This window comes from Oscillospiraceae bacterium (genome assembly GCA_025757985.1).
Classification (GTDB): domain Bacteria; phylum Bacillota; class Clostridia; order Oscillospirales; family Ruminococcaceae; genus Gemmiger.
In genome coordinates this window covers 1435524-1456804 of record CP107210.1, presented here as the reverse complement: position 1 = coordinate 1456804, position 21281 = coordinate 1435524, and the positions used below count along the sequence as shown (strand labels likewise).

Genomic DNA, 21281 nt, shown 5'->3' with positions numbered 1-21281 from the left:
CCGCACCGCCTCCGCATAAAAATTTGCGCAGAGGCAGACAAGTTCGGCGTTTTCGTGTATACTAATAAATATAGTGAAACAGGGGCCGTTTGTCAATGTTTTATGCCCCCAAAAATTGCAGCATTATAAAGGAAACTCTGGTATGATCAAAATACTTTTCGTTTGCCACGGCACTCCAGTTTTACTATAATGCAGGGCTTTGCAAAGTAGGGCAACACAGGGCAAAATGTGGCGGAAAACCGCATAAATACTACGGGTTAGACTACTAAGGCACATAGATGAAATGGGGATAAAGTCAAATGTGTGGGGAGAAATTCCTAGTAGTAATGGACTACTTAGGGATGAATATAGCTGATAAAACCACAATCGTTGGTAGGGATACCGGGATTGTGGCTCTCGTTTTATCTAGTGGCACATAACTCTATATAAACCTTTGAAAGTTCTCTTTGAATTTTAGCTATTTTGATTTCATCATCTAGTCCAGAAGCTTTTTTTGCTAATTTACTTATTGTTCTATGCAACGAATTTGTCTTATCGTACTCAGGAAGATAAAAATGTGATTTCTTTAGGCTGTAACCATTACTTTTAAAAGTATTCTGCATATATTGGATAACAATATCACTGTTAAGAATACCAGCTATAAAGTATGCTTCATCCTTACCAATGAATTTACCGGATGTTGTTCTTCCAATTATCATTGTATGCTTAACACAAATTGATTGTTTGATTTCGCCCCAAGGAGTATTTGTTGGCTCAATTACTGTAGCACAGAATTTAGTATTGTCACGAGCTGCTACAATATAATCAGCAAAAGTATATGGACCTATCTTTGATAGTGCATAAAACTCTTCACCGCGATGCATCACCTTACTTTTTTCAGATTGACTATCGATTAAGTCCTGGTGATTCAAAAGATAATCAAACAATTCTGGATTAGTGGTCATCATTTCCGATATTCCTATTGGTGCATCTGTATTATCTGCTGAGTATGGAAGAATACAATATTCATTTTCCAAACTGCATTTGAAAGGTGTAAGTGAAGGTCCGGTAACAATAGGGTATATGTGTTCCGTAGGAAGTTCCCATCCGTTTTTTGGCATATCATCAACAACGTATTTTGAACGAGCAAATTTCTTGTTGCCAAATCTATAATGTGAAGATTTTCTAGATGTTCCCATCCCTACAAGCATGTATAATTCTTGAGGAGTAAATTCTACGCCTGTTCTGTACTCATATGAAGAGTCACCTATTATTTTGCTAAAATCATGTACATCAGATAAATAAGAAAAAGCTGATGTTGTGTCAGACATTTGAGCGGCAATTTTCTTGCCAAAAACTAGGTGCTTTTTCACTTTGTCAAATGAGGTTTCTTGGTTTAACACTATATCTGTAATATTTTTGGTGCGGGAAATGGTAGTAACATTTATACCTTTTTTATAATCTACTTTTTTCCTTGAATAATAGTAAGTGTTAAAATCTTGCGATACAACAACATCTTCACAGGTAAATGGTTTCAGTGGTTTTTCCCATTTGTCAATTTTTTGTAAATAGAGTCTTTCTTTAGCCTCATAATCTAAATAAAAATATCTAAATTCTTCATATGAGTTTTGAGACATAATACTATCGGGCATTAGAAAAGCAAGCACACCAGATTCCTTTAACCAGTTTGATGCAGATACATTTGATATAAGGGCACATATATTTAGCTGTGTGCCACCGAAACGGCCCCTTGTAGAGAAAATATGTCTAACATTGCATAGTTCTTTGATTTTTGCTGCATAAGTTGAAGGTAAATGTTCCCATTTTACCCAAGGAGGATTGCCGACAATTAAATCAAATTTTTGCAATCTTGCTATTAACATGAAATTGGTTGCAATTCTAATCCAAATACCATCCCAGTTGTTTTTGTGTAGTTCGATTAAGTCATCTGACATCGACTGTATGGCTGTAATTAAATCTTTTGAATTCTTCTCAGAATTGGATAATTTACCAGTAATCATTTCATAGAGAATTTCCGAGTTATTAGTCTTTACCGCGGATTGTAAAGATGCCATTATTTTACCGAAGTTCTTTTGTTCAACAAATCTTGAAGGCAATATTACATCAAAAGATTTTTTGTTATTACTCACTGAATATTTATAGCAAGCAATACCATCAACGTCTTCCTTTGTAGGTGTGATGGCTGAATCGCCTAAGTAAATTGGTATTTCTATGTCTTTAACATCACCAAAAGGTCGAAGGGCTAGATAGTAACCTACTCTAGCAGATAAAACTGAAAGCGGATTTATATCGATCCCATATACGCTAGAAAGGATTTTTTTCTTGAGTGATTCTTTCTGCTCATCTGAAAGATCGTATAAATTAACATTTCCCACTATATTTTTAATAAGTGCAATAATGAATGTCCCAGAACCACAACATGGGTCAATTGCTTTCCAATTTTTATTCTGTTGGAGCTTTATTCCTTCGGATACAACGTAATCAGCAAGCCAAGCAGGAGTAAAATATTCGCCCATGGAATGACGAACTGCTTTTGGCATGATACTCATATATAAATCTTTGAATATATCAACAGGTTCATATGTGATTTCAAAAGAGAAGTTCGAGTATTCATCAATACATGTGATTATTTTTATTATTGTTTCCCATAAGTCGGCATCCCATTGTTCCTTTGTTGAATACCACGAGAAAAAGTCTCCTTCTAACAGGTTGATGATATTACTGCTTCTGTAGACATAACCATCTTCGAGGTTTTCTAAAAAGTTTTGAAGCTCTGCGGCAGTAACTTTTGTTAAGTCAGAATAACTCTTGGTAGAAGAATCGTATTCTAATTTGTCGATTACTTTACATGCAATGAGTTTAACTATAATTGCGTAAGCGGTCTGAAGTGCAAACAATGCTTTATATTCTTTAACAGGGTCAATGATATTATCTCTAAAAATAAGTGAAAGTTCGGCACGTCTTTTTTCAATATCATTTCCTTTTCCATTATCATCGAATGATAAATGCATAAGACTTTCCCATTCGGCAAAGAGCATATTTGTTTTGTCTGTTGGATTGTTAATAAGCTTTGCATACAGTTCGCATGCAAGTTCTTTTGATATAGATTCTGTTTCACTATTTACTGCAAAATCTTTTAAAACATTCTCAGGAATGATTTTTTTACAATTGTTGGTTAATATTGCGCGAATGATTCTATCAATATCTTTTGCTTCAGTATTCTTAAATGCTGTGGATTCAATTTTATCGCCGTTAAAACCAAAATAGGATATTTTAATTCCGTCTGTTAGAATGGCATTATATTTAATGCCGTCATTAGTAAATAATGTTTGTAGATAGTCTTTAACCTGACTTGTCGCAGTATCTTGGTCATTCTTTTTTTCTAATTTTGAATGTTTCTTATATTCAATAATAAGATTATTTACTACGGCATCTAGTCTTCCTCTTCCAGAGGTGCGATTTTTTAATATACCGAAATCATGCGTAAGACCACCTTTAATAGGTGTTTCTTGGTTAAAATCAAGTTCAATACCTGTATGCAATCTAATAAAGTAATAAATCTGTCTTTGAAATGCTTCCGCTGTTTGCGCCTCAGTCTTTGCTGCCATAGCATCTCTCATGATTGAGGTTCGCATTTTCTCAACATGAATCCAATAATCTCCATTTTCGAGCCATTCGTAATCCATTTTTATGTCCTCCTTCATCCCCATGGGGGAGTAATTATCTCTGTTATTTTTTGTCTGGAGACCGTTGCCCCCTCAAACGCATATTTCCGCGAAATTGCATAGGGGGTATTCCGTCAGCCAAGATAAAAGGCTATTTTCTTATAATTCTCTATAATCACATACAAATAGCTTATAGAGAATAATGTACATTAATCTGGTCTTGCGTCAGATTGTTTTGAATTTTGTCCTTTTTTCTGTGCCAAATGAGCCTTTTCAGATGCTTTTCGTTCACGATAGGCTTTCTGTTTTCGAGCATTTCTAACTTTCTGACATTCTTCAGAATCACAAAATTCCTGTCTGTTACTTTTCCTTATTATAAATTTGCCACAGTTATGGCAGCATATCATAATGCCTTCTGGTCTTGAATCATTATTGACTCTATTTTCAAGAGCAGGGTCTTCTGAAATCATTCTTGCGAGAGTGTACCACGCTATATCAAACACGGAATCAATATCAGCAGAAAATTCATATCTTCCGGTAGCAGAATTAAGTTTTAACTTCATATTGAATTCCGGAATAAAGTCTGCAAGCGTTTTCCGAAGCTCGTCATAATCATCATAGGGATTGTTGTTAAAATCAAACGAACCTTCCAGTGGCTGTTCTACAGGATGTTCTTCTATGTACTGATTAGTACGCATCATGCTTTCCAACAGTTCCTGAGGAGTGTATGGTTCACCAACTACATCATCCGGTACTTCGGGAACTGCATGTTTGTATTTCTCAAAGTAGGAGTAACTTTCAAAGTATCGTCCTTCTTCATAAAGATTATATGCTACATCATCTTCGGCAAATAGAATTCCTTCAAGTGCAACATAGAATCGGACGGCATTATAAAGTTTTCCTAAATCACTCATAAATCTGTCAATCTCAAAGATTCCATCATGCTCGCCCATTTCTGCGTCAATGGTATTGATATCAAAATTTTCTATAAGTTCTGAGTGGATAAAGTCAATGCTGTAAGGATGCATATTCTCCATGCACCATCTGACTATAAGTTGTTCTTTAGGAATCTCGTTCTCAAAGCTGTCTATTACCTTTGCAAGATTACATAGGCTTACAAGGATTCCTCGTCCTGTCAGAGTATCATCATTAGGAAATGTTGGTTCTTGCCCCTTCTTGCATACGGGATAGGCACAGTAATCTTTTCCATCATAGCTGATATCATAACTTGCAAATCTGAATGGGTGATATATGAGTTGTCCGATACCACCTATTTCTTTTGAACCCAATATGTCTGTTGTTTTATCTGCCTTAGACGGAATATAGTCTCCGTTCCAGTTAAATGGCATCTTCTCACCTCACAAACCTATCGTTAATCCGTAACCGTTAGCGTTACCGTTAGTTTTTAGATTTCGGTTATATTATATACTAAAATACCCTTGAAAACAACAAAAATCTTTACAAAACAGTACAACAGATTTTTGAAATCGCACCTTGAAAACTTCATCCCGTTCTCACTTCGTAAGTCGGTGCTAACTGCCGGGACTGGTAACCTGCCAAGAGCGGTTGTGCTGAAACTGCATTGTGATGAGACGGACACCAAAATAACTAAGATTGGAGGAATTGTAATGAAAAAGACAACCATGAGTGTTCAGGAATTGTCTGCACAGATGGGGATTTCACTTCCGAAAGCCTATGAGCTTGTAAAGGAACCGGGATTTCCAACTATCAGAATCGGAGCAAAAATCTTAATTCCGATTGAAGCCTATAAGGAATGGCTTGTCAGAAGTTCCTTAAATAACAGGAGAATCAAGAAGAAGGGGGGTGAGCAAGATGGGAGATATGACAGTGGAAGAATTAAAGAAAAAAAGCTGTGGTTCTTATGGTCAACCAAGCCTGCAAAGAATGGAAAAGTAGCAAAGGTTCCATGCCAGCAAAAATACACATTTTACAAATCCTCGAAATCCTTCGCAAAACAGGGCATTTCGGGGCAAATCAAGGAGAAATAAAACAATGATAAAAGTACTTTTCGTTTGCCACGGCAACATCTGCCGCAGTCCGATGGCGGAGTTTGTGATGAAAGATTTAGCCGCCAAGGCCGGGTCAGGGGAGCGATTTGTTATTGACTCCGCTGCGACCAGCACCGAGGAGATCGGCAACCCGGTCTATCCGCCGGCGCGGCGGGAGCTTGCGGCCCACGGCATCCCCTGCACCGGGCATGCGGCGCGTCAGTTGACCCGGGCAGACTATGACCGCTACGACCTGCTCATCGGCATGGACAGTGCCAACATCCGCAATATGCTGCGCATCTGCGGCGGTGACCCGGAGGGAAAGATCCATCGTCTGCTCGACTACACCGCCCGCCCGGGCGATGTGGCCGACCCGTGGTATGCCGGGGATTTCTCGGCCACCTGGCGGGATGTGCTGGAGGGCTGCACCGCAATACTGCACCGATACACCGCCTGCCAATAATGCGGACTTGTCATCTGCGGCATAAAGTGGTATACTAAGAATGATATTATATCATATTGCTTTACCACAAATTTCACCTTTATTTGAAGGGACAAGTGTTTACTATGGGAAAATATTTTGGCACTGACGGCTTCCGCGGGGAGGCCGGCGTCACGCTGACCGCCGATCACGCCTACAAGGTCGGCCGTTTTCTGGGCTGGTACTACGGCATGCTGCGCCAGCGCAACGGCGAGACGACTGCCCCGCGCATCGTCATCGGCAAGGATACCCGCCGCAGCTCCTACATGTTTGAGTATAGCCTTGTCGCGGGCCTGACCGCCAGCGGCGCCGATGCCTATCTGCTGCATGTCACCACCACCCCGAGCGTTGCCTACATCGCCCGCGTGGACGATTTCGACTGCGGCATCATGATCTCGGCCAGCCACAACCCCTACTATGACAACGGTATCAAGCTCATTGACTGCTACGGCGAGAAGATGGACGAGGAAACGCTGCTGCTGGTCGAGGATTACCTCGACGGCAAGCTGCACCTCTTTGATCAGGACTGGCCGGAGCTGCCCTTTGCCAGCCGCGACCATGTGGGCTGCACTGTGGACTATGTGGCTGGCCGCAACCGCTACATGGGGTACCTGATCAGCTTGGGTATCTACTCCTTCCGCGGCGTCAAGGTCGGTCTGGACTGCGCCAACGGCTCCAGCTGGAACATTGCCAAGAGCGTCTTTGACGCACTGGGCGCCGACACCTATGTCATCAACAATAAGCCCAACGGCCTGAACATCAACCTCAACGCCGGCTCCACCCACATTGAGGGGCTGCAGAAGTTCGTTGTCGAGAATCACCTTGACATCGGCTTTGCCTATGACGGCGATGCCGACCGCTGCCTCTGCGTGGATGAAAAGGGCAATGTCATCACCGGTGACCATATCCTGTACATCTACGGCTGCTATATGAAAGAGCGCGGCAAGCTTATCACCAACACGGTCGTCACCACCGTCATGTCCAACTTCGGCCTGTACAAGGCTTTTGATGAGCAGGGCATCGACTACGCCAAGACCGCCGTGGGCGACAAGTATGTGTATGAGTATATGGCGAAAAACGGCTGCCGCATCGGCGGCGAGCAGAGCGGCCACATCATCTTCTCCAAGTACGCCAGCACCGGTGACGGCATCCTGACGAGCCTGAAGATGATGGAGGTCATGCTGGCCAAGAAAAAGCCGATGAGCGAGCTGGCCGCCCCGCTGAAGATCTACCCGCAGGTGCTCACGAATGTGAAGGTCACTGACAAGCGTGCTGCGCAGGACGACGCCGATGTGCAGGCCGCCGTCAAGGCCGTGGCCGAGGCACTGGGCGATACCGGCCGCATTCTGGTCCGTGAGTCCGGTACCGAGCCGCTGGTCCGCGTCATGGTCGAGGCCCCTGAGCATGAGACCTGCGAGCGGTATGTTGCGCAGGTCGTGGATGTCATCAAGACCAAGGGCTACGCGCTCTGATTTTTCGAGAATAAGCTTTACACCGCGCTGTGGAAAACACAGCGCGGTGTTTTTGTATTTGCGAGGGGAAATGTGCGGCTACCGTAACGCAGCGCGGGCGGGCAATGCTCCGCCGGCCGCAAAACAAAAACCGCCCGCATATCACAATGCTGTGACATGCGGGCGGTTTATTATGCTAGGGCAATACCGCATAATTCTAAGTGCCGATACGGCGCGCGAGGTGCGGCAACTGCTAAGCCAAAAGCGCAGATAATACTTTGTGTATTATCGAGCATTTTGGCAACGCAGATGCCGTGCCGCAGCCGCCGGAGCGGTGCTTAAGCCGTCAGGCGGGAATTGTGCGGTGTTGCCCTGGTTCTTCAAGCAGTTTCGCTCAAATTACAGCTTCGGGCCGGCGGCGACCAGTGCCTTGCCGTGCTCGTTGCCCTCGTACTTGGCGAAGTTCTTGATGAAGCGGCCAGCCAGATCCAGAGCCTTGGTCTCCCACTCGGAAGCATCCTTGTAGGTGTCGCGGGGATCGAGGATGGCGGGATCAACGCCGGGCAGAGAGGTGGGAACCTCAAAGTCGAAGTGCGGGATCTTCTTGGTGGGGGCCTCGTTGATAGCGCCGCTCAGGATCGCGTCGATGATGCCGCGGGTATCCTTGATGGAGATGCGCTTGCCGGTGCCGTTCCAGCCAGTGTTGACCAGATAAGCCTTGGCGCCGGACTTCTGCATCTTCTTGACCAGCTCCTCAGCGTACTTGGTGGGATGCAGCTCGAGGAAGGCCTGACCGAAGCAGGCAGAGAAGGTCGGGGTGGGCTCGGTGATGCCGCGCTCGGTGCCGGCCAGCTTCGCGGTGAAGCCGGACAGGAAGTAGTACTGGGTCTGCTCGGGGGTCAGGATGCTGACCGGGGGCAGAACGCCGAACGCATCAGCAGACAGGAAGATGACGTTCTTGGCAGCAGGTGCGGAGGAAATCGGGCGAACGATGTTCTGGATGTGGTCGATGGGGTAGGACACACGGGTGTTTTCGGTGACGGACTTGTCAGCGAAGTCGATCTTGCCCTCGGCATCCAGCGTGACATTCTCCAGCAGCGCGTTGCGCTTGATGGCATTGTAGATGTCAGGCTCGGAGTCCTTGTCAAGGTTGATGACCTTGGCGTAGCAGCCGCCCTCGAAGTTGAAGACGCCGTTATCGTCCCAGCCGTGCTCGTCGTCGCCGATCAGCAGGCGCTTCGGGTCGGTGGACAGAGTGGTCTTGCCGGTGCCGGACAGACCGAAGAAGATGGCAGTGTTCTTGCCCTCCTTATCGGTGTTGGCAGAGCAGTGCATGGAGGCCATGCCCTTCAGCGGCAGGAAGTAGTTCATCATGGAGAACATACCCTTCTTCATCTCGCCGCCGTACCAGGTGTTGATGATGACCTGCTCCTTGCTGGTGATGTTGAAGGCAACGCAGGTCTCGCTGTTCAGACCCAGCTCCTTGTAGTTCTCGACCTTAGCCTTGGAAGCGTTGTAAACAACGAAGTCAGGCTCGAAGTTGGCCAGCTCCTCAGCGGTGGGCTTGATAAACATGTTGGTGACAAAGTGTGCCTGCCAGGCCACCTCCACGATGAAGCGGATAGCCATGCGGGGTGTTCTTGTTGGCACCGCAGAAGGCATCGACAACGAACAGGCGCTTGTTGCACAGTTCCTTCTTGGCGATGTCCTTAACAGTAGCCCAAGTGGCCTCGGTCATGGGGTGGTTGTCGTTCTTGTACTCGTCGCTGGTCCACCAAACGGTGTCCTTGGAGTTCTCGTCCATGACGATGTACTTGTCCTTGGGGGAGCGGCCAGTGTAAACGCCGGTCATAACATTGACGGCGCCCAGCTCGCTGACCTGGCCCTTCTCGTAGCCGGTCAGGTCCGCCTTGGTCTCCTCTGCGAACAGAACATCATAAGAGGGGTTATGCACGATCTCGGTCGTGCCGGTAATGCCATACTTAGTCAAATCCAGATTTGCCATGTTTACATATACCTCTTTCTCTATACTTTTGGCTGAATGGGGAGCAGGGGACTAAGTCAGCCTCCTAGTGCCCCATCCTGACATTTATTATACAAAGATTCCGGTATAAAAGCAAGTTGAAAATTCTGCAAAGATTGTGACATTATTGTTAAAAAGTGCAAAAAAGCCGCACGGCAGCGGGCCGTGCGGCGGGGGCATCCTTTTTTATGCAGGCTTCTTACGCATCCGAGCGCGAATAAGCGTTCTTCATGCCGCTGCTCAGCTCAAACAGGACCTTGTTCAGTGTGTCGGTCGTTTCTGCCTTCGCCATCGCGGCCAGATCCGCGTTTGCCTTTTCGCGCAGGGCGGCGCGGGCGGCGGGGTCGGTCTCGGCACGCTGGGCATCGTCACAGGTGTTGATGATGTGGTTTGCCTTCGCACCAACGCTCAGGGTGTAGCGCTCAATGTGGAACACTGACTTTGCGTAGGACGCATCGGCCATCGCGGCCAGCAGACGGCTGGCCCAATAGAAGTTGTCGGTGGAGACATCCCCGGTGGTGTTGGCCAGATATTCCGGCGCAGTGTCCACATTGGCATAGAGGGGCAGCATCGTGTTGAAGGCGTTGGACGCAAAGGCCAGCCATTCCACAGCGCGGAAATCCTCCGGCATATCGGGGCGGAGCTGCAGCAGTGCCATAAAGTCGTTGCGGTTTACGCCGATGGGGCGGTAGATGCCCTTTTCGGCCGCCGTAGCTGCGTAGGGGTCGTAGGGCGTGCCCTGATAATGGGAGGACAGCACATACTTGATGTCCTCCGGCGTGATCTTTTTCTCCGGCACCATGCACCATGGCAGATCGTCGGAGCGCGGCGTGAAATCGGCATCGGGGCCGTCCCATGCGAAGGTGTTGGGGTTGAAATAGCGCAGCATGTACCAGCCGCGGGGCGTGTTGTAGACATGGTCGGCATCGTCATGGCTGCCGAAGGCATCGCGCGGGTTCAGCGCACCGCCCTGTGCAAGGTCCAGATGATACCGGTTGATAAACTCACGCAGATCGGCAGAGCAGATAAAGTCCTTCTGCTCGCCCAGTGCATCGTCCAGATCCAGCATATCCAGCCCCAGCTGGTTGGGCATGACGACATACACATCATCGGGCACGCGGCGGGCCATCCAGTGGTGGCCGCCGATCGTCTCCAGCCACCAGATCTCGTTCGTATCCTGAAAGGCGATGCCGTTCATCTCATAGGTGCCGTACTGCTCCAGCAGGCTGCCGAGGCGGTGTACACCCTCACGCGCGGAGCGGATGTAGGGCAGGACCAGATAAACGATGTCCTCCTCGCCGATGCCGCCCTTGACGAGCGGGTCGGCCCCCAGCACGCGCGGGTTGGAGGTGATGGTCTCGGTGGCGGTCATGCCGACATTGGCAGCGTTCACGCCGCTGGCAGCCCACAGGCCCTTGCCCTCCACAGCGTTAGGCACAGCGGTCATCCGCAGGCCGCCTGCGGGCAGGGGTATCTCAACGCCAGAAATCACCGACTTATATACCGCAGGGTAGTCCTTCGGTTGGAACACAGCGAGCTTTTTGGCAGTGAAATGGCCGGAGCCGGAGTCATCGTTGCGGGCGATCATAGTGGAGCCGTCATACGATGCGTTTTTGCCGACCAGAATGGTTGTACAAGGCATTTGCAAATCCTCTCCTTTTTATACTCTACACGGACGGGGTGCAGCCTGACGGCAAACGACATTTTACGGGAAAGCCGCGGGCCGGGCATACCCGGCCCCTACAGCACCCATCCGGTTCCTATTATAATGCAAACGGCGCAAATTTCAATCACATTTCCTGTGCCACACCCTGCGGCAGCACGCCGGTCTGGTAGGCCTCCACAAGGGCGCAGAGGTCGCGGATCAGCGCCTGCTTGCGGCCGCCCTCATCGGTGTCGCGCACAAGGATGCGCTGGGGTGCCGTGTAGATATATTCGCTCTTGCTTGCGATGTCCTCATCCTCATGGATGGCCTTCTCGGCGCTTTCAAACGGCTGGTGGGTGCGCAGGATCAGTCCGCGCGAGTTGTAGACCAGCGTATAGCCCGCAATGCCGGTGCGCTGGTGATAAGCACGGCAGAAGCCGCCGTCAATGATGATGAGCCGCCCGCCGCCCTTGATGGGGCTTTCCCCCTCGATGGCACGGACCGGCACATGGCCGTTGACGATGTGGCAGCCTGCACCCGCAAGGCCGAACTCCCGCAAAATGCGCTCGGCCGTGTCCAGCGCGGCGATATGCTTATAGTAGGGGTCCTTGATCTCCCGGTGGGCGGCGGGGTCGGCAACGTAGAGCCGTTCAAAGGTCGTCATGGCGCTGCGGCCGAAAAGCGGCGATTTGGCACCGCACCACAGATACCACAAAAAGTCCTGCCCGGCCAGCCGCGCCGGGCTGCCCGGCGGCGCACTGTAGCCCTGCCGGGCACGGCGGTCGCAGTAGTCAAACAGCTGCTTGCCGCTGCGCGCCACTCCCTCAAACCGGATGGCTGCAAAGGCGCCGTCCTCGGTCATCGGTACGGCGCCGTGGTAGAGCAGGTTGCCGTTGCAGATCTTGTAAAACGCGCCGTGCGCGTAGAGGAACTGCACATGGCGCTGCAGACGCTCGCTCTCGGCAAAGCTGCGCACCAGCCCGGCGATGACATGCGCCTCCTCGGCGGTGAGCGTGGTCGGCGCGGCGGGGTCCACAGTCGGGAAGTCGCAGTCCAGCAGGGGATAGACGGTGCCGTGGTAATCCACCGTGCCTGCTGCAAAATCAATATGGTTCAAAAAGTCGCGGCCCTGCAGATCGAAATCCGGGTTGCGGGCGATGACCTGTGCCTCAAGCTTGAGCATCATCACGGTTACGGCCTTGTGCATCCGGGCGGCGGCGTTCAAATCACCGGCCGCCGTGCGCGGGTCGGCGTGGGGCATCCAGCGCGACACATCGGAGTCAGCGTAGGTGCTCTGGGCAAAGCGCTCGAGCTGGCGCAGGCTGATGCCGTAGCCGCCTTCCAGCGTGTCAAGGTTGTTGTAGGCCAGCGTTGTTTTCAGCACCGTCATAATGCACAATGGGCTGCCGGCAGCGGCCCCCATCCAGACAACATCATGGTTGCCCCACTGGATGTCCACCTGATGGTGCGCCATCAGGCTGTCGAGAATACGGTCGGGGCGCGGGCCGCGGTCAAACAGGTCGCCCACGATATGCAGCCGGTCAACGGCCAGCCGCTTGATGACCTCACAGAACCGCACGATGTAGGCGTCAGCGCGGTCATAGCGCAGGATGCTCTCGATGATCTCACCGTAGTACTGGTCCTTGTCGTGGTCCTCAAAATGGGCGTGGAGCAGCTCGTCCAGAATGTAGCCGCAGTTCTGGGGCAGGCAGCGGCGCACATGGTCGCGGGTGTGCTTGCTGGAAACGAACCGGCACAGGTCGATCAGCCGCAGCAGCGTCAGGCGGTACCATGCGTGCAGATCAGGCTGGCGCGCCTTCAATTCCGGCAGCTTTTGATTGGGATAGTAGACCAGCGTTGCCAGCTCAGCGCGCTCCTCGGCGGGGACATCAGGCCCCAGCACAGTGTCGATCTTCTCACGGATAACGCCCGATGCGCTGTTCAGGATATGTACAAACGCCTCATGCTCGCCGTGCAGATCACTCATAAAATGCTCGGTGCCCTTGGGCAGGCGCAGCAGCGCCTCGATGCGGATGATCTCGCTGGCGGCTGCGGCCACCGTCTTGTATTTTTGGGAAAGCAGGCGCAGATAGCGCAAATGTTCATCAGAATACTGCACGGGCAGGCTCCTTCCTGTACTTTTGGTTCCTACTTATGGATTATAGCACACTTTTCGGCAAAGCAAAAGGCCGCAGTCCCAAAAAGACAGCGGCCAAGGCGCGTTATTAAAAAAAGCAGCTTAAATAATATCAATCTCCACCGGGGTTTCAAACAGGCGCATGACCTCGGCACGGTCCTGTGTCTGGCCCAGCGCCCACATCAGCTTGACGGCCACGGCCTCGGGGGTCATGTCGTGCGCCTCCAGCACGCCGGGCAGCTCGCCCACAGCGCGGCCCACCTCATAGACGGCAAGGTCGCACCCCTCATGCGGGACCTGGGTCGTAAACACGGCCAGCCGTCCGCTGTCGCACCAGCGGCGCAGTTCGGCAAACATTTCGCCCTGCTCACCGCCCGGCAGACCGCCCACGCCGAAGCTTTCCAGCACAAGCGCGCGGTAGTGCGGGGCCAGCAGCGGGATAATATCTGCCCGCATACCCGGCACCAGCCGCAGCACAAAGACAGCGGGGTCAAGCTGCTCATAAAACTGAACGGGCGGCAGGTCGGCCGGCCGCCGCAGGAAAGGGATAAGCCTTGTGTCACGGAAAACGGCAGTCTCCGGGTAGTCGATGCTCGAGAAGGCGTCAAAGCTGCGGGTCCGCGTCTTGCGGGCGCGGGTGCCCAGAATGACCTTGTTGTCAAACACCAGCTGCACGCCCCATGCACCCTCGCTCACAGCGTAGACAAAGGCGCGATAGAGGTTGTTACGGGCATCGGTGTCGCGGTTGTAGATGGACTTCTGGCTGCCGGTCAGCACGACCGGCTTGGCGCTGTTCTGGATCATGTAGCTCAGCGCGGCCGCCGTGTAGGCCATCGTGTCGGTGCCGTGGGCAATGACAAAGCCGTCATAGGCGGCGTAGTTTTCCCGGATGCTGCGCACAATCTCCTGCCATTGCGCAGGGCCGACATTTGTGGAATCAAGATTGAAAAGCTGCACGGCATCGATCGCACACAGGTCGGCCAGCTCCGGCACACAGGCCAGCAGCTCCTCCGAGGTGATGGCAGGGGCCAGCCCGCCCGCAGCTGTGGGCCGGCTGGCGATCGTGCCGCCGGTGGCGAGAAGTAAAATATGTTTCATAACCGTTTAATCCTCTTGTTTTTTATCCATACTGTCTGGTGCAGGCGGGTCATTCCGGCCACAGCAGATGCCGGTCGGCCACGACGCGGGCATCCAGTGTTCTTGCACCGGCGGCAAAGCGGACGGTCACGCGGCCGCCCTCTGCGCTTTCCACCGTGCCGGGGCCAAACACGGCATGGCGCACCCGCGCCCCAACAGCCGTAATCGACGCCATATCCACGGGCGGCAGCGGCTTGCGCGCCGCCGCCGGGGCAGGGCGGTGCCCTGCGGGGACGGCATCAGGGCGGCTGCGGTGCCCCGGCAGACCGGAAAGCACCTCCTGCGCAAAGGACGAGCGCTCGGCCGTGCAGTCAAACAACACCAGCTCCTGCCGGGCGCGGGTCATCGCCACATAAAACAGCCGCCGGTCCTCCTCGTACTGGCGCGTCTCGGCGGGGGTGCGGCAGCACAGCTCCGGCTTGGCCGGCAGGATGCCGTCCAGCACATCGAGCAGGATCACCCGGTCATACTCCAGCCCTTTGGCGGAGTGTATCGTGGAGAGCAGAAATTTGCACCCCGGCGGTGTGACATGCTCCTGCACGATGGTGCGCAGCTCCGCCAGCCGCCGGAGCAGCCGCCGGGGCGTAGGCTCCTGAGCGCCCAGCATTTCCAGCACAGCCAGCTTGGCGCGGTCCATGCCGTTTTTGTCCAGATACTTGCCGTAGCCCAGCTGGTCAGTCAAAAACCGCACGGCATCGTCCGCCGCCATGCGGGGCAGCCGGGCCAGCCCTGCGGCCACCTCGGCCATCGCGGCGCGGGTGCGCGGGCGGATGCTGTCCTCATTGATCAGCGCAGTCCAGCAGCCCTGCCCGTACTGCCGTGCCTGCCCGGCGGCGTACAGCGCCTGCGCGCGTGTCACCGGTACACCGAACTTGAAATAGCAGCGCAGAAAGGTATCGGCATCGTCCGGGCGGGCTGCCAGCGCAAAAATATCCGCGACATCTCGCACGATCTTGTTGGTGAAAAAGGTCTGCTCGACCGCCTTGCAGCCGTAAGGCACACCACGGCGCTCACACAGGTCGATGATGGGCAGCGCGCTCTCATGGTTGCGGAACAGTACAGCGGTCTCGACCTCGCAATGCTGCGCCTCCGCAAACAGGAAAGCCAGCTGGTCAGCGCGGCGGTGCACCTCCACGACCCGGATCGGCTCTCCGGCCCCCTGCGTAGGGGCAATGGTCTTGGGCCGGCGGTAGCGGTTGCGCGCCACAAAACGGTTGGCGGCGGCCAGAATCGGCTCCCGCGAGCGGTAGTTTTCCTCCATCAGCAGCACCCGCGCGCCGGGGTAGGTCTTTTCAAAGTCCATCAGCGCCTGCGGGTAGGCCGCGCGGAAGCCGTAAATGCTCTGGTCCTCATCTCCGACCATAAAAAGGTTGCCGCTCTGCTGCGCCAGCACCCGGATGATCTCATGCTGCACGCGGGAGGTATCCTGCGACTCATCCACGCAGAAATAACGGTACCGCTTACGGAATGCCGCTGCCACGGCGGGCGCGGCGTTCAAAATCTGCAGCGCAAAGCAGAGCTGGTCATCGTAGTCCATCTTGTGCCGCGCCTTGAGCGCCTGCTGGTAAGCGCGGTACAGCTCCGGCAGATTTTCAAGGTCCGTCTCCAGCTCGTCAAGCTCGGCATCGGTCCGTCAAGCTCGGCATCGGTCAGGCACATATTCTTAATGTAGGTGATGGCCGTGCGCAGCTCCTTGAGGGTGCTTTCGGCGGCGTATTCATGGTTGATGCTCTGCCACAGCTGCAGCAGCAGCGGCGTTGTCTCACTCTCGCTCTGCAGCAGGTCGGGCGGTGTGCGGCCGTACATCCGGCTGTAGAGCGCGATGATGCGCGCCGCCACGCCGTTGATGGTGCGGAAACTCCATCCGCGCCGCCTCGGCCTCCCCGAACCGCGCGGCAAACCGGGCGCGCATCTCCTGCGTGGCGGCCACCGTGTAGGTCATTGTCAGGATAGACTCCGGTGCGATGCCGCAGACCTCGGTCATGTAGCCCAAGCGGGTGATCAGCACGGTGGTCTTGCCGCTGCCCGGCACCGCCAGCAACAGCACCGGGCCGTCTACGGCCGCAACGGCGGCCCTCTGCTGGGGATTCAGCGCCGCCATGTGGGCGGTCTCAAACGCGGTTTTCTCCATGGCGGCCTCCTTTCTGCGGCGTTTGGGTGTTAGCGGGGCGGGCAGCCCCGCGCCCCTGTCAATCGACTTATTCTACCACATTTTACCCGCAAAAGCAAAACCTGCCCGGTGTGCCGGGCACCGAATTTGTCAAGGCTGCAAACTGTCAAAACCTGCCGGTTTTTGACCGCGGTATTTTGGCATACCAAGGTATTGGATAAACCTGCAGGCTGTGGTACAATATGTATACTAATGAATTTCTCCCTTTACCAAAGGATGTCATACATGAAACAGAACCGTTTTAAATATACGCTGCACCGAGGATTACGCGGTGCTGTACTGGGATAAGCCCGCCGCTGCGCCCGCGCGGGGCGGAGTACACGGTCTCCCTCAACGGCGAGGCCATCGGCCCGCACCGACAAGACCCATTTTACGATCGAGGGTCTGTCCTACGGCAGCACCTTCCGTGTGGATGTGGTCAGCGGCAGCTATTGCGTTGGCTCCGCCACGCTGCAGTTCGGGCAGGAAAAGCACCGAATCGACATTACCGCTGCGCCCTACTTCTGCCGCGGTGACGGCCAGCTGCTGAACACCGACAATCTGCAGCGCGCCATCAACGGACTGCGGCCCGGACGATATTCTCTATATCCCGGCGGGTGATTTTTTGACCGGTGCGCTGCGGCTGCACAGCGATCTTGAGATCTACCTTGCCAAGGGCGCTGTGCTGCAGGGCACCGCCAACATCCATGACTACGCCCCGCGCATCCCCAGCCGGTTTTGAGGGGATCGAGATGCGCTGCTATTCCAGCCTGCTCAACGCCGGTGAGCTGAACCACAAAAACCGGGCCGAACTGCCGCAACATCATCATCCGCGGCAAGGGCACGATCTGCGGCGGCGGCCAGACGCTGGCCCGCAAGATCATCGAGGATGAGCGTGCGCGCATCAAGAGCTTCCTCGATGACAACAAGGAGCTGGTCGAAAGCTGCGAGAACAGCGACACGATCCCCGGCCGTGTGCGTCCCCGCCTTATCAACCTGAGCAACTGTGAGAATGTCTGGATCAGCGGCGTCACCCTCAAAAACGGCCCGTCGTGGAATGTCCACATGATCTACTGCAACAATATCCAGACCGACCACTGCACCTTTGTATCGGAGGGCGTCTGGAACGGGGACGGCTGGGACCCCGACTCCTCGACGAACTGCACACTGTTTGCCAGCGAGTTCTTTACAGGGGACGATGCCGTGGCCATCAAGAGCGGCAAGAACCCCGAGGGCAATGAAATCGGCCGCCCCTGCGCCCACATCCGGGTGTTTGACTGCCGCAGCGACTGCGGCCACGGCATCTGCATCGGCAGCGAGATGAGCGGCGGCGTGGAGGATGTGCAGATCTGGGACTGCGACCTTGCAAATTCGCTGTCGGGCATCGAGATCAAGGCCACCCCCAAGCGCGGCGGCTATGTGCGCGGCGTAACCGTGCAGGACTGCATTGCGCCCCGTGTCATGCTGCACAGTGTTGCCTACAATGATGACGGCACCCCCGCCGAAACGCCGCCGAAGCTCAGCCATTGCTTCTTTGAGCGGCTGACCCTGACCGGCGAGGTGCTGGACCATGACCGCAGCCGGCACGATGCCGCCCCGCTGGAGATTGCCGGCTTTGACACGCCCGGCTATGCGGTGGAGGATATCGTCCTTTAAGGACATTACGATCCAAAAGCCGTCCGTGACCCTGCCGCTGCGCCTCTGCCGCGGGATCACGCTGAGCAATATCAGCTGCGCGGAACCCTGATGCCCGCATTTGTAAACAATTTTTAAAAACACACCGCACCCCCTTGCATCGCTGTGCAGGGGGGTGTATTATTATCTCGCTCCAATTATTAACATATGATAACTATTAACAGGAGGTGTGCAATGCCTGATATCGAAAACACCGACCTTGGCTGGCTGATCCAGTTCCTCGGCCGTGTCAACACACTGGGCCAAGCGCGGGATGCGCGCAGCGCTGGCCAGCCAGCCGCGCTGCCGCCTTGGTATGCTGGAGCATCTGCATTTCCAGATCGAGCAGTCCGGGCAGGACGGCAGCATCTATGTGTCTGAGCTGGCCCGCGCAATGCGCCAGCCGATGCCCGCCGTCTCACGCGGGCTGCGCCTGCTCGAGCAGGACGGCCATATCCTGCGTGAGACCGACCCCAATGACCGCCGCAAAACGCTCGTGCGCATCACCCCGGAAGGGGAGCAGGCCCGCCTTGCGGGGGAGCAGGCCATCAGCGGCTACTTCTCCCGCGTTATGGCGCGGCTGACCCCGGAGGAGCTGGCCCAGATGGTGGCCCTGAAGGACGCCTTCCTCGCCGCCATCGTGGCCGAGAACGATGCCTTGGAGCAAGACCTTGCAAACAGGAAAGGAGACCCCGCGCATGATCAAGATATTTAAGCAGCTGGGGCGTCACTGGGCGGCCTGCATCGCCGTGGTGGCGCTGCTGTTTGTTACAGGCCTACTGCGACCTGAGCCTGCCCGACTACACCAGCAAGATCGTGGACATCGGCATCCAGCAGGGCGGCAATTGAAAGCCCTGTACCCGAGACTGTCCGCGACACGACCCTGCAGGCACTGGAGTTGCTTATGTCCGAGCAGGACGCCGCGCTGGCCGAACAGTGGTACAGTGCCCCCGATGCCGACGGTGTGCGTACCCTCTCTCACGATGCCACCGCTGCCATGTCGGAACTGGAAAACGCGTTTGCCACGCCTGACATTGTGCTGTACATGGCGGCCGCCAAAAAACGCCGCCACAGCCGCCGGCACGGCCGATGCAGTAACCCCCACCGCCTACGACCTCGATGCCGTTGCGACCCAGTTTGCCGCGATGTCTCAGGCCCCCGGCGCACGGGAAATGCTGCAAAGCCAGCTGGCCGCCGCCTTTGCCTCTCTCGATGATTCGGTGACGGGCAGCCTGTCGAGCCAGGCCATGCTGCTGGTCGCGCTGGAATATGAGGCACAGGGCATCGCCCACGATGCCCAGATGGGCTATCTGCTGCGCACCGGTGGCCGGATGCTGGCCCTGACGCTGCTTATGGTCGCTGTGGCGATCGCTGTCGGCTTCATCGCCTCCCGCGTGTCGGCTGGCATCGGCCGCGACCTGCGGCGCGATGTGTTCCGCACCGTTGTCGGCTATTCCAACGCCGAGATTGAGAAGTTTTCCACTGCATCGCTCATCACCCGCACGACCAACGACATTCAGCAGGTGCAGTTCGTCTGCGTTATCCTGCTGCGCATGGTGGCCTATGCGCCGATCCTCGGCATCGGCGGCATCCTGCATGTGGCCGGCGGCAACACGGGGCTGACATGGATCATCTTTGTCGCGGTGGCGGCGCTGCTGCTGCTCATCGCTGTGCTGATGAATGTCGCCATGCCCAAGTTCAAGCAGATGCAGACCCTTGTGGATCGGCTGAACCTTGTCAGCCGCGAGATTCTGACCGGCATTATGCCGATCCGCGCCTTCAGCCGCGAGGCCTTTGAGGAAAAGCGGTTCGACCGTGCCAACACCGACCTGATGCGCACCCAGCTTTTCACCAACCGCACGATGGTCGCCATGATGCCCTTTATGACGCTGATCATGAACGGCACAAGCCTGCTCATCGTCTGGTTCGGCGGCAAAGGCCATGGATATGGGCACGATGCAGGTCGGCGAGATGATCGCCTTCATCACCTACACGATGCAGATCGTCATGTCGTTCCTGATGCTGTCGATGGTAGCCGTTATGCTGCCGCGCGCCGGTGTGGCCGCCGACCGCATTGACGAGGTTGTCACGACCCACGCCACCATCCACGACCCCGCTGCCCCCAAGTCCCTGCCGGAGAACGGCACCGAGGGCGTGGTGGCGTTTAACGATGTCAGCTTCCGCTATCCCGGCTCCGAGGAGGACGCACTTGAGCATATCAGCTTTACGGCCCGCCCCGGCGAAACGACTGCCATCATCGGCTCGACCGGCTGCGGCAAGTCAACGCTGCTCAACCTGATCCCGCGGTTTTACGATGCAACGGCGGGCAGTGTGACCATCGGCGGTGTGGATGTACGCGAGCTGACTCAGGCGCAGCTGCACGACTGCCTTGGCTATGTACCCCAGAAGGGTGTGCTGTTCAGCGGCACGATTGACTCCAACCTCAAGTTCGGCGGCGACCACATCACCGATGCCGATGTGCAGAAGGCCGCTGAGATCGCACAGGCCGCCGAGTTCATCTCCGCCAAGGCGGAGGGCTTTGCCAGCCCCATCGCACAGGGCGGCAGCAATGTCTCGGGCGGGCAGAAGCAGCGCCTTTCGATTGCGCGCGCCATTGCCAAGCACCCGCAGATCTATCTGTTTGATGACAGCTTCTCGGCGCTGGACTACAAGACCGATGTAGCCCTGCGCCGCGCGCTCAAGGCCGAGACCGGCAGCGCCACCGTCATCATTGTGGCGCAGCGCATCTCGACCGTGCTGCATGCAAACCAGATCATCGTGCTGGATGAGGGGCGTATCGTCGGCAAGGGCACTCATGCCCAGCTGATGGAAAGCTGCCCCGAATACCGGGAGATCGCACGCAGCCAGCTGAGCCAGAAGGAACTGAATTTACAGAAGGAGGATGCGTGA

15 protein-coding genes and 2 pseudogenes are annotated in these 21281 nt (G+C 54.4%); 8 read left to right on the top strand and 9 right to left on the bottom strand.

Annotation, left to right across the window (positions count from 1 at the left end; all coding sequences use genetic code 11):
* Positions 1 to 401: 401 nt before the first annotated feature.
* Together OGM67_07290 and OGM67_07285 are read right to left on the bottom strand one after the other, a co-directional pair.
* Positions 402 to 3686: an N-6 DNA methylase gene (locus OGM67_07290; GenBank protein ID UYJ36101.1), complete on the bottom strand. Its 3285-nt coding sequence runs from the start codon at positions 3684 to 3686 to the stop codon at positions 402 to 404.
* A 188-nt stretch (positions 3687 to 3874) separates the two neighbouring features.
* Positions 3875 to 5014: a hypothetical protein gene (locus OGM67_07285; GenBank protein UYJ36100.1), complete on the bottom strand. Its 1140-nt coding sequence runs from the start codon at positions 5012 to 5014 to the stop codon at positions 3875 to 3877.
* A 279-nt stretch (positions 5015 to 5293) separates the two neighbouring features.
* Between OGM67_07285 and OGM67_07280 the strand changes: the two genes are divergently transcribed.
* The 3 genes from OGM67_07280 to glmM all read left to right on the top strand — a co-directional run bounded on the left by OGM67_07280 (position 5294) and on the right by glmM (position 7627).
* On the top strand, positions 5294 to 5674 hold the full coding sequence (locus OGM67_07280; protein ID UYJ36099.1) for an excisionase family DNA-binding protein: 381 nt from the start codon (positions 5294 to 5296) through the stop codon (positions 5672 to 5674).
* Between the two features lie 4 nt (positions 5675 to 5678).
* Positions 5679 to 6137, top strand: coding sequence for a low molecular weight phosphotyrosine protein phosphatase (locus OGM67_07275; GenBank protein UYJ36098.1), 459 nt, complete (start codon positions 5679 to 5681; stop codon positions 6135 to 6137).
* 104 nt (positions 6138 to 6241) lie between these two features.
* Positions 6242 to 7627 carry a phosphoglucosamine mutase gene (glmM, locus tag OGM67_07270; protein ID UYJ36097.1) on the top strand — a complete coding sequence of 462 codons (1386 nt, stop codon included), beginning with the start codon at positions 6242 to 6244 and terminating at the stop codon, positions 7625 to 7627.
* 378 nt (positions 7628 to 8005) lie between these two features.
* On the opposite strand, the pseudogene pckA reads toward glmM, so the two are convergent.
* The 7 genes and pseudogenes from pckA to OGM67_07235 all read right to left on the bottom strand — a co-directional run bounded on the left by pckA (position 8006) and on the right by OGM67_07235 (position 16679).
* Positions 8006 to 9611: pseudogene (pckA, locus tag OGM67_07265) on the bottom strand (phosphoenolpyruvate carboxykinase (ATP)).
* Between the two features lie 217 nt (positions 9612 to 9828).
* Positions 9829 to 11271 carry a C69 family dipeptidase gene (locus OGM67_07260; protein ID UYJ36096.1) on the bottom strand — a complete coding sequence of 481 codons (1443 nt, stop codon included), beginning with the start codon at positions 11269 to 11271 and terminating at the stop codon, positions 9829 to 9831.
* A 148-nt stretch (positions 11272 to 11419) separates the two neighbouring features.
* The gene (locus tag OGM67_07255; protein UYJ36095.1) at positions 11420 to 13393 is read right to left on the bottom strand and encodes a fructose-1,6-bisphosphatase; all 1974 of its coding nucleotides are present in this window, start codon (positions 13391 to 13393) and stop codon (positions 11420 to 11422) included.
* A 120-nt stretch (positions 13394 to 13513) separates the two neighbouring features.
* Positions 13514 to 14509, bottom strand: a complete 996-nt coding sequence (locus OGM67_07250; protein UYJ36094.1) for an asparaginase — start codon at positions 14507 to 14509, stop codon at positions 13514 to 13516.
* A 49-nt stretch (positions 14510 to 14558) separates the two neighbouring features.
* Positions 14559 to 16085, bottom strand: a complete 1527-nt coding sequence (locus OGM67_07245; GenBank protein ID UYJ36093.1) for a UvrD-helicase domain-containing protein — start codon at positions 16083 to 16085, stop codon at positions 14559 to 14561.
* Entirely contained in the window at positions 16043 to 16354 is a 312-nt protein-coding gene (locus OGM67_07240) for a hypothetical protein (protein UYJ36092.1), read from the bottom strand. The genes OGM67_07245 and OGM67_07240 overlap by 43 nt, the downstream gene beginning before the upstream one ends.
* Positions 16311 to 16679, bottom strand: a complete 369-nt coding sequence (locus OGM67_07235) for a UvrD-helicase domain-containing protein (protein UYJ36091.1) — start codon at positions 16677 to 16679, stop codon at positions 16311 to 16313. The genes OGM67_07240 and OGM67_07235 overlap by 44 nt, the downstream gene beginning before the upstream one ends.
* 447 nt (positions 16680 to 17126) lie before the next feature.
* Between OGM67_07235 and OGM67_07230 the strand changes: the two genes are divergently transcribed.
* The 5 genes and pseudogenes from OGM67_07230 to OGM67_07210 all read left to right on the top strand — a co-directional run bounded on the left by OGM67_07230 (position 17127) and on the right by OGM67_07210 (position 21281).
* Positions 17127 to 17318 (top strand): hypothetical protein, encoded by a 192-nt coding sequence (locus tag OGM67_07230; GenBank protein ID UYJ36090.1) that lies wholly within the window; start codon positions 17127 to 17129, stop codon positions 17316 to 17318.
* A 246-nt stretch (positions 17319 to 17564) separates the two neighbouring features.
* Positions 17565 to 18353, top strand: coding sequence for a glycosyl hydrolase family 28 protein (locus OGM67_07225; protein UYJ36204.1), 789 nt, complete (start codon positions 17565 to 17567; stop codon positions 18351 to 18353).
* A 265-nt stretch (positions 18354 to 18618) separates the two neighbouring features.
* Positions 18619 to 19086, top strand: coding sequence for a MarR family transcriptional regulator (locus OGM67_07220; protein ID UYJ36089.1), 468 nt, complete (start codon positions 18619 to 18621; stop codon positions 19084 to 19086).
* A 189-nt stretch (positions 19087 to 19275) separates the two neighbouring features.
* Positions 19276 to 19587, top strand: a complete 312-nt coding sequence (locus OGM67_07215; GenBank protein ID UYJ36245.1) for a hypothetical protein — start codon at positions 19276 to 19278, stop codon at positions 19585 to 19587.
* A 25-nt stretch (positions 19588 to 19612) separates the two neighbouring features.
* Positions 19613 to 21281: pseudogene (locus tag OGM67_07210) on the top strand (ABC transporter ATP-binding protein/permease).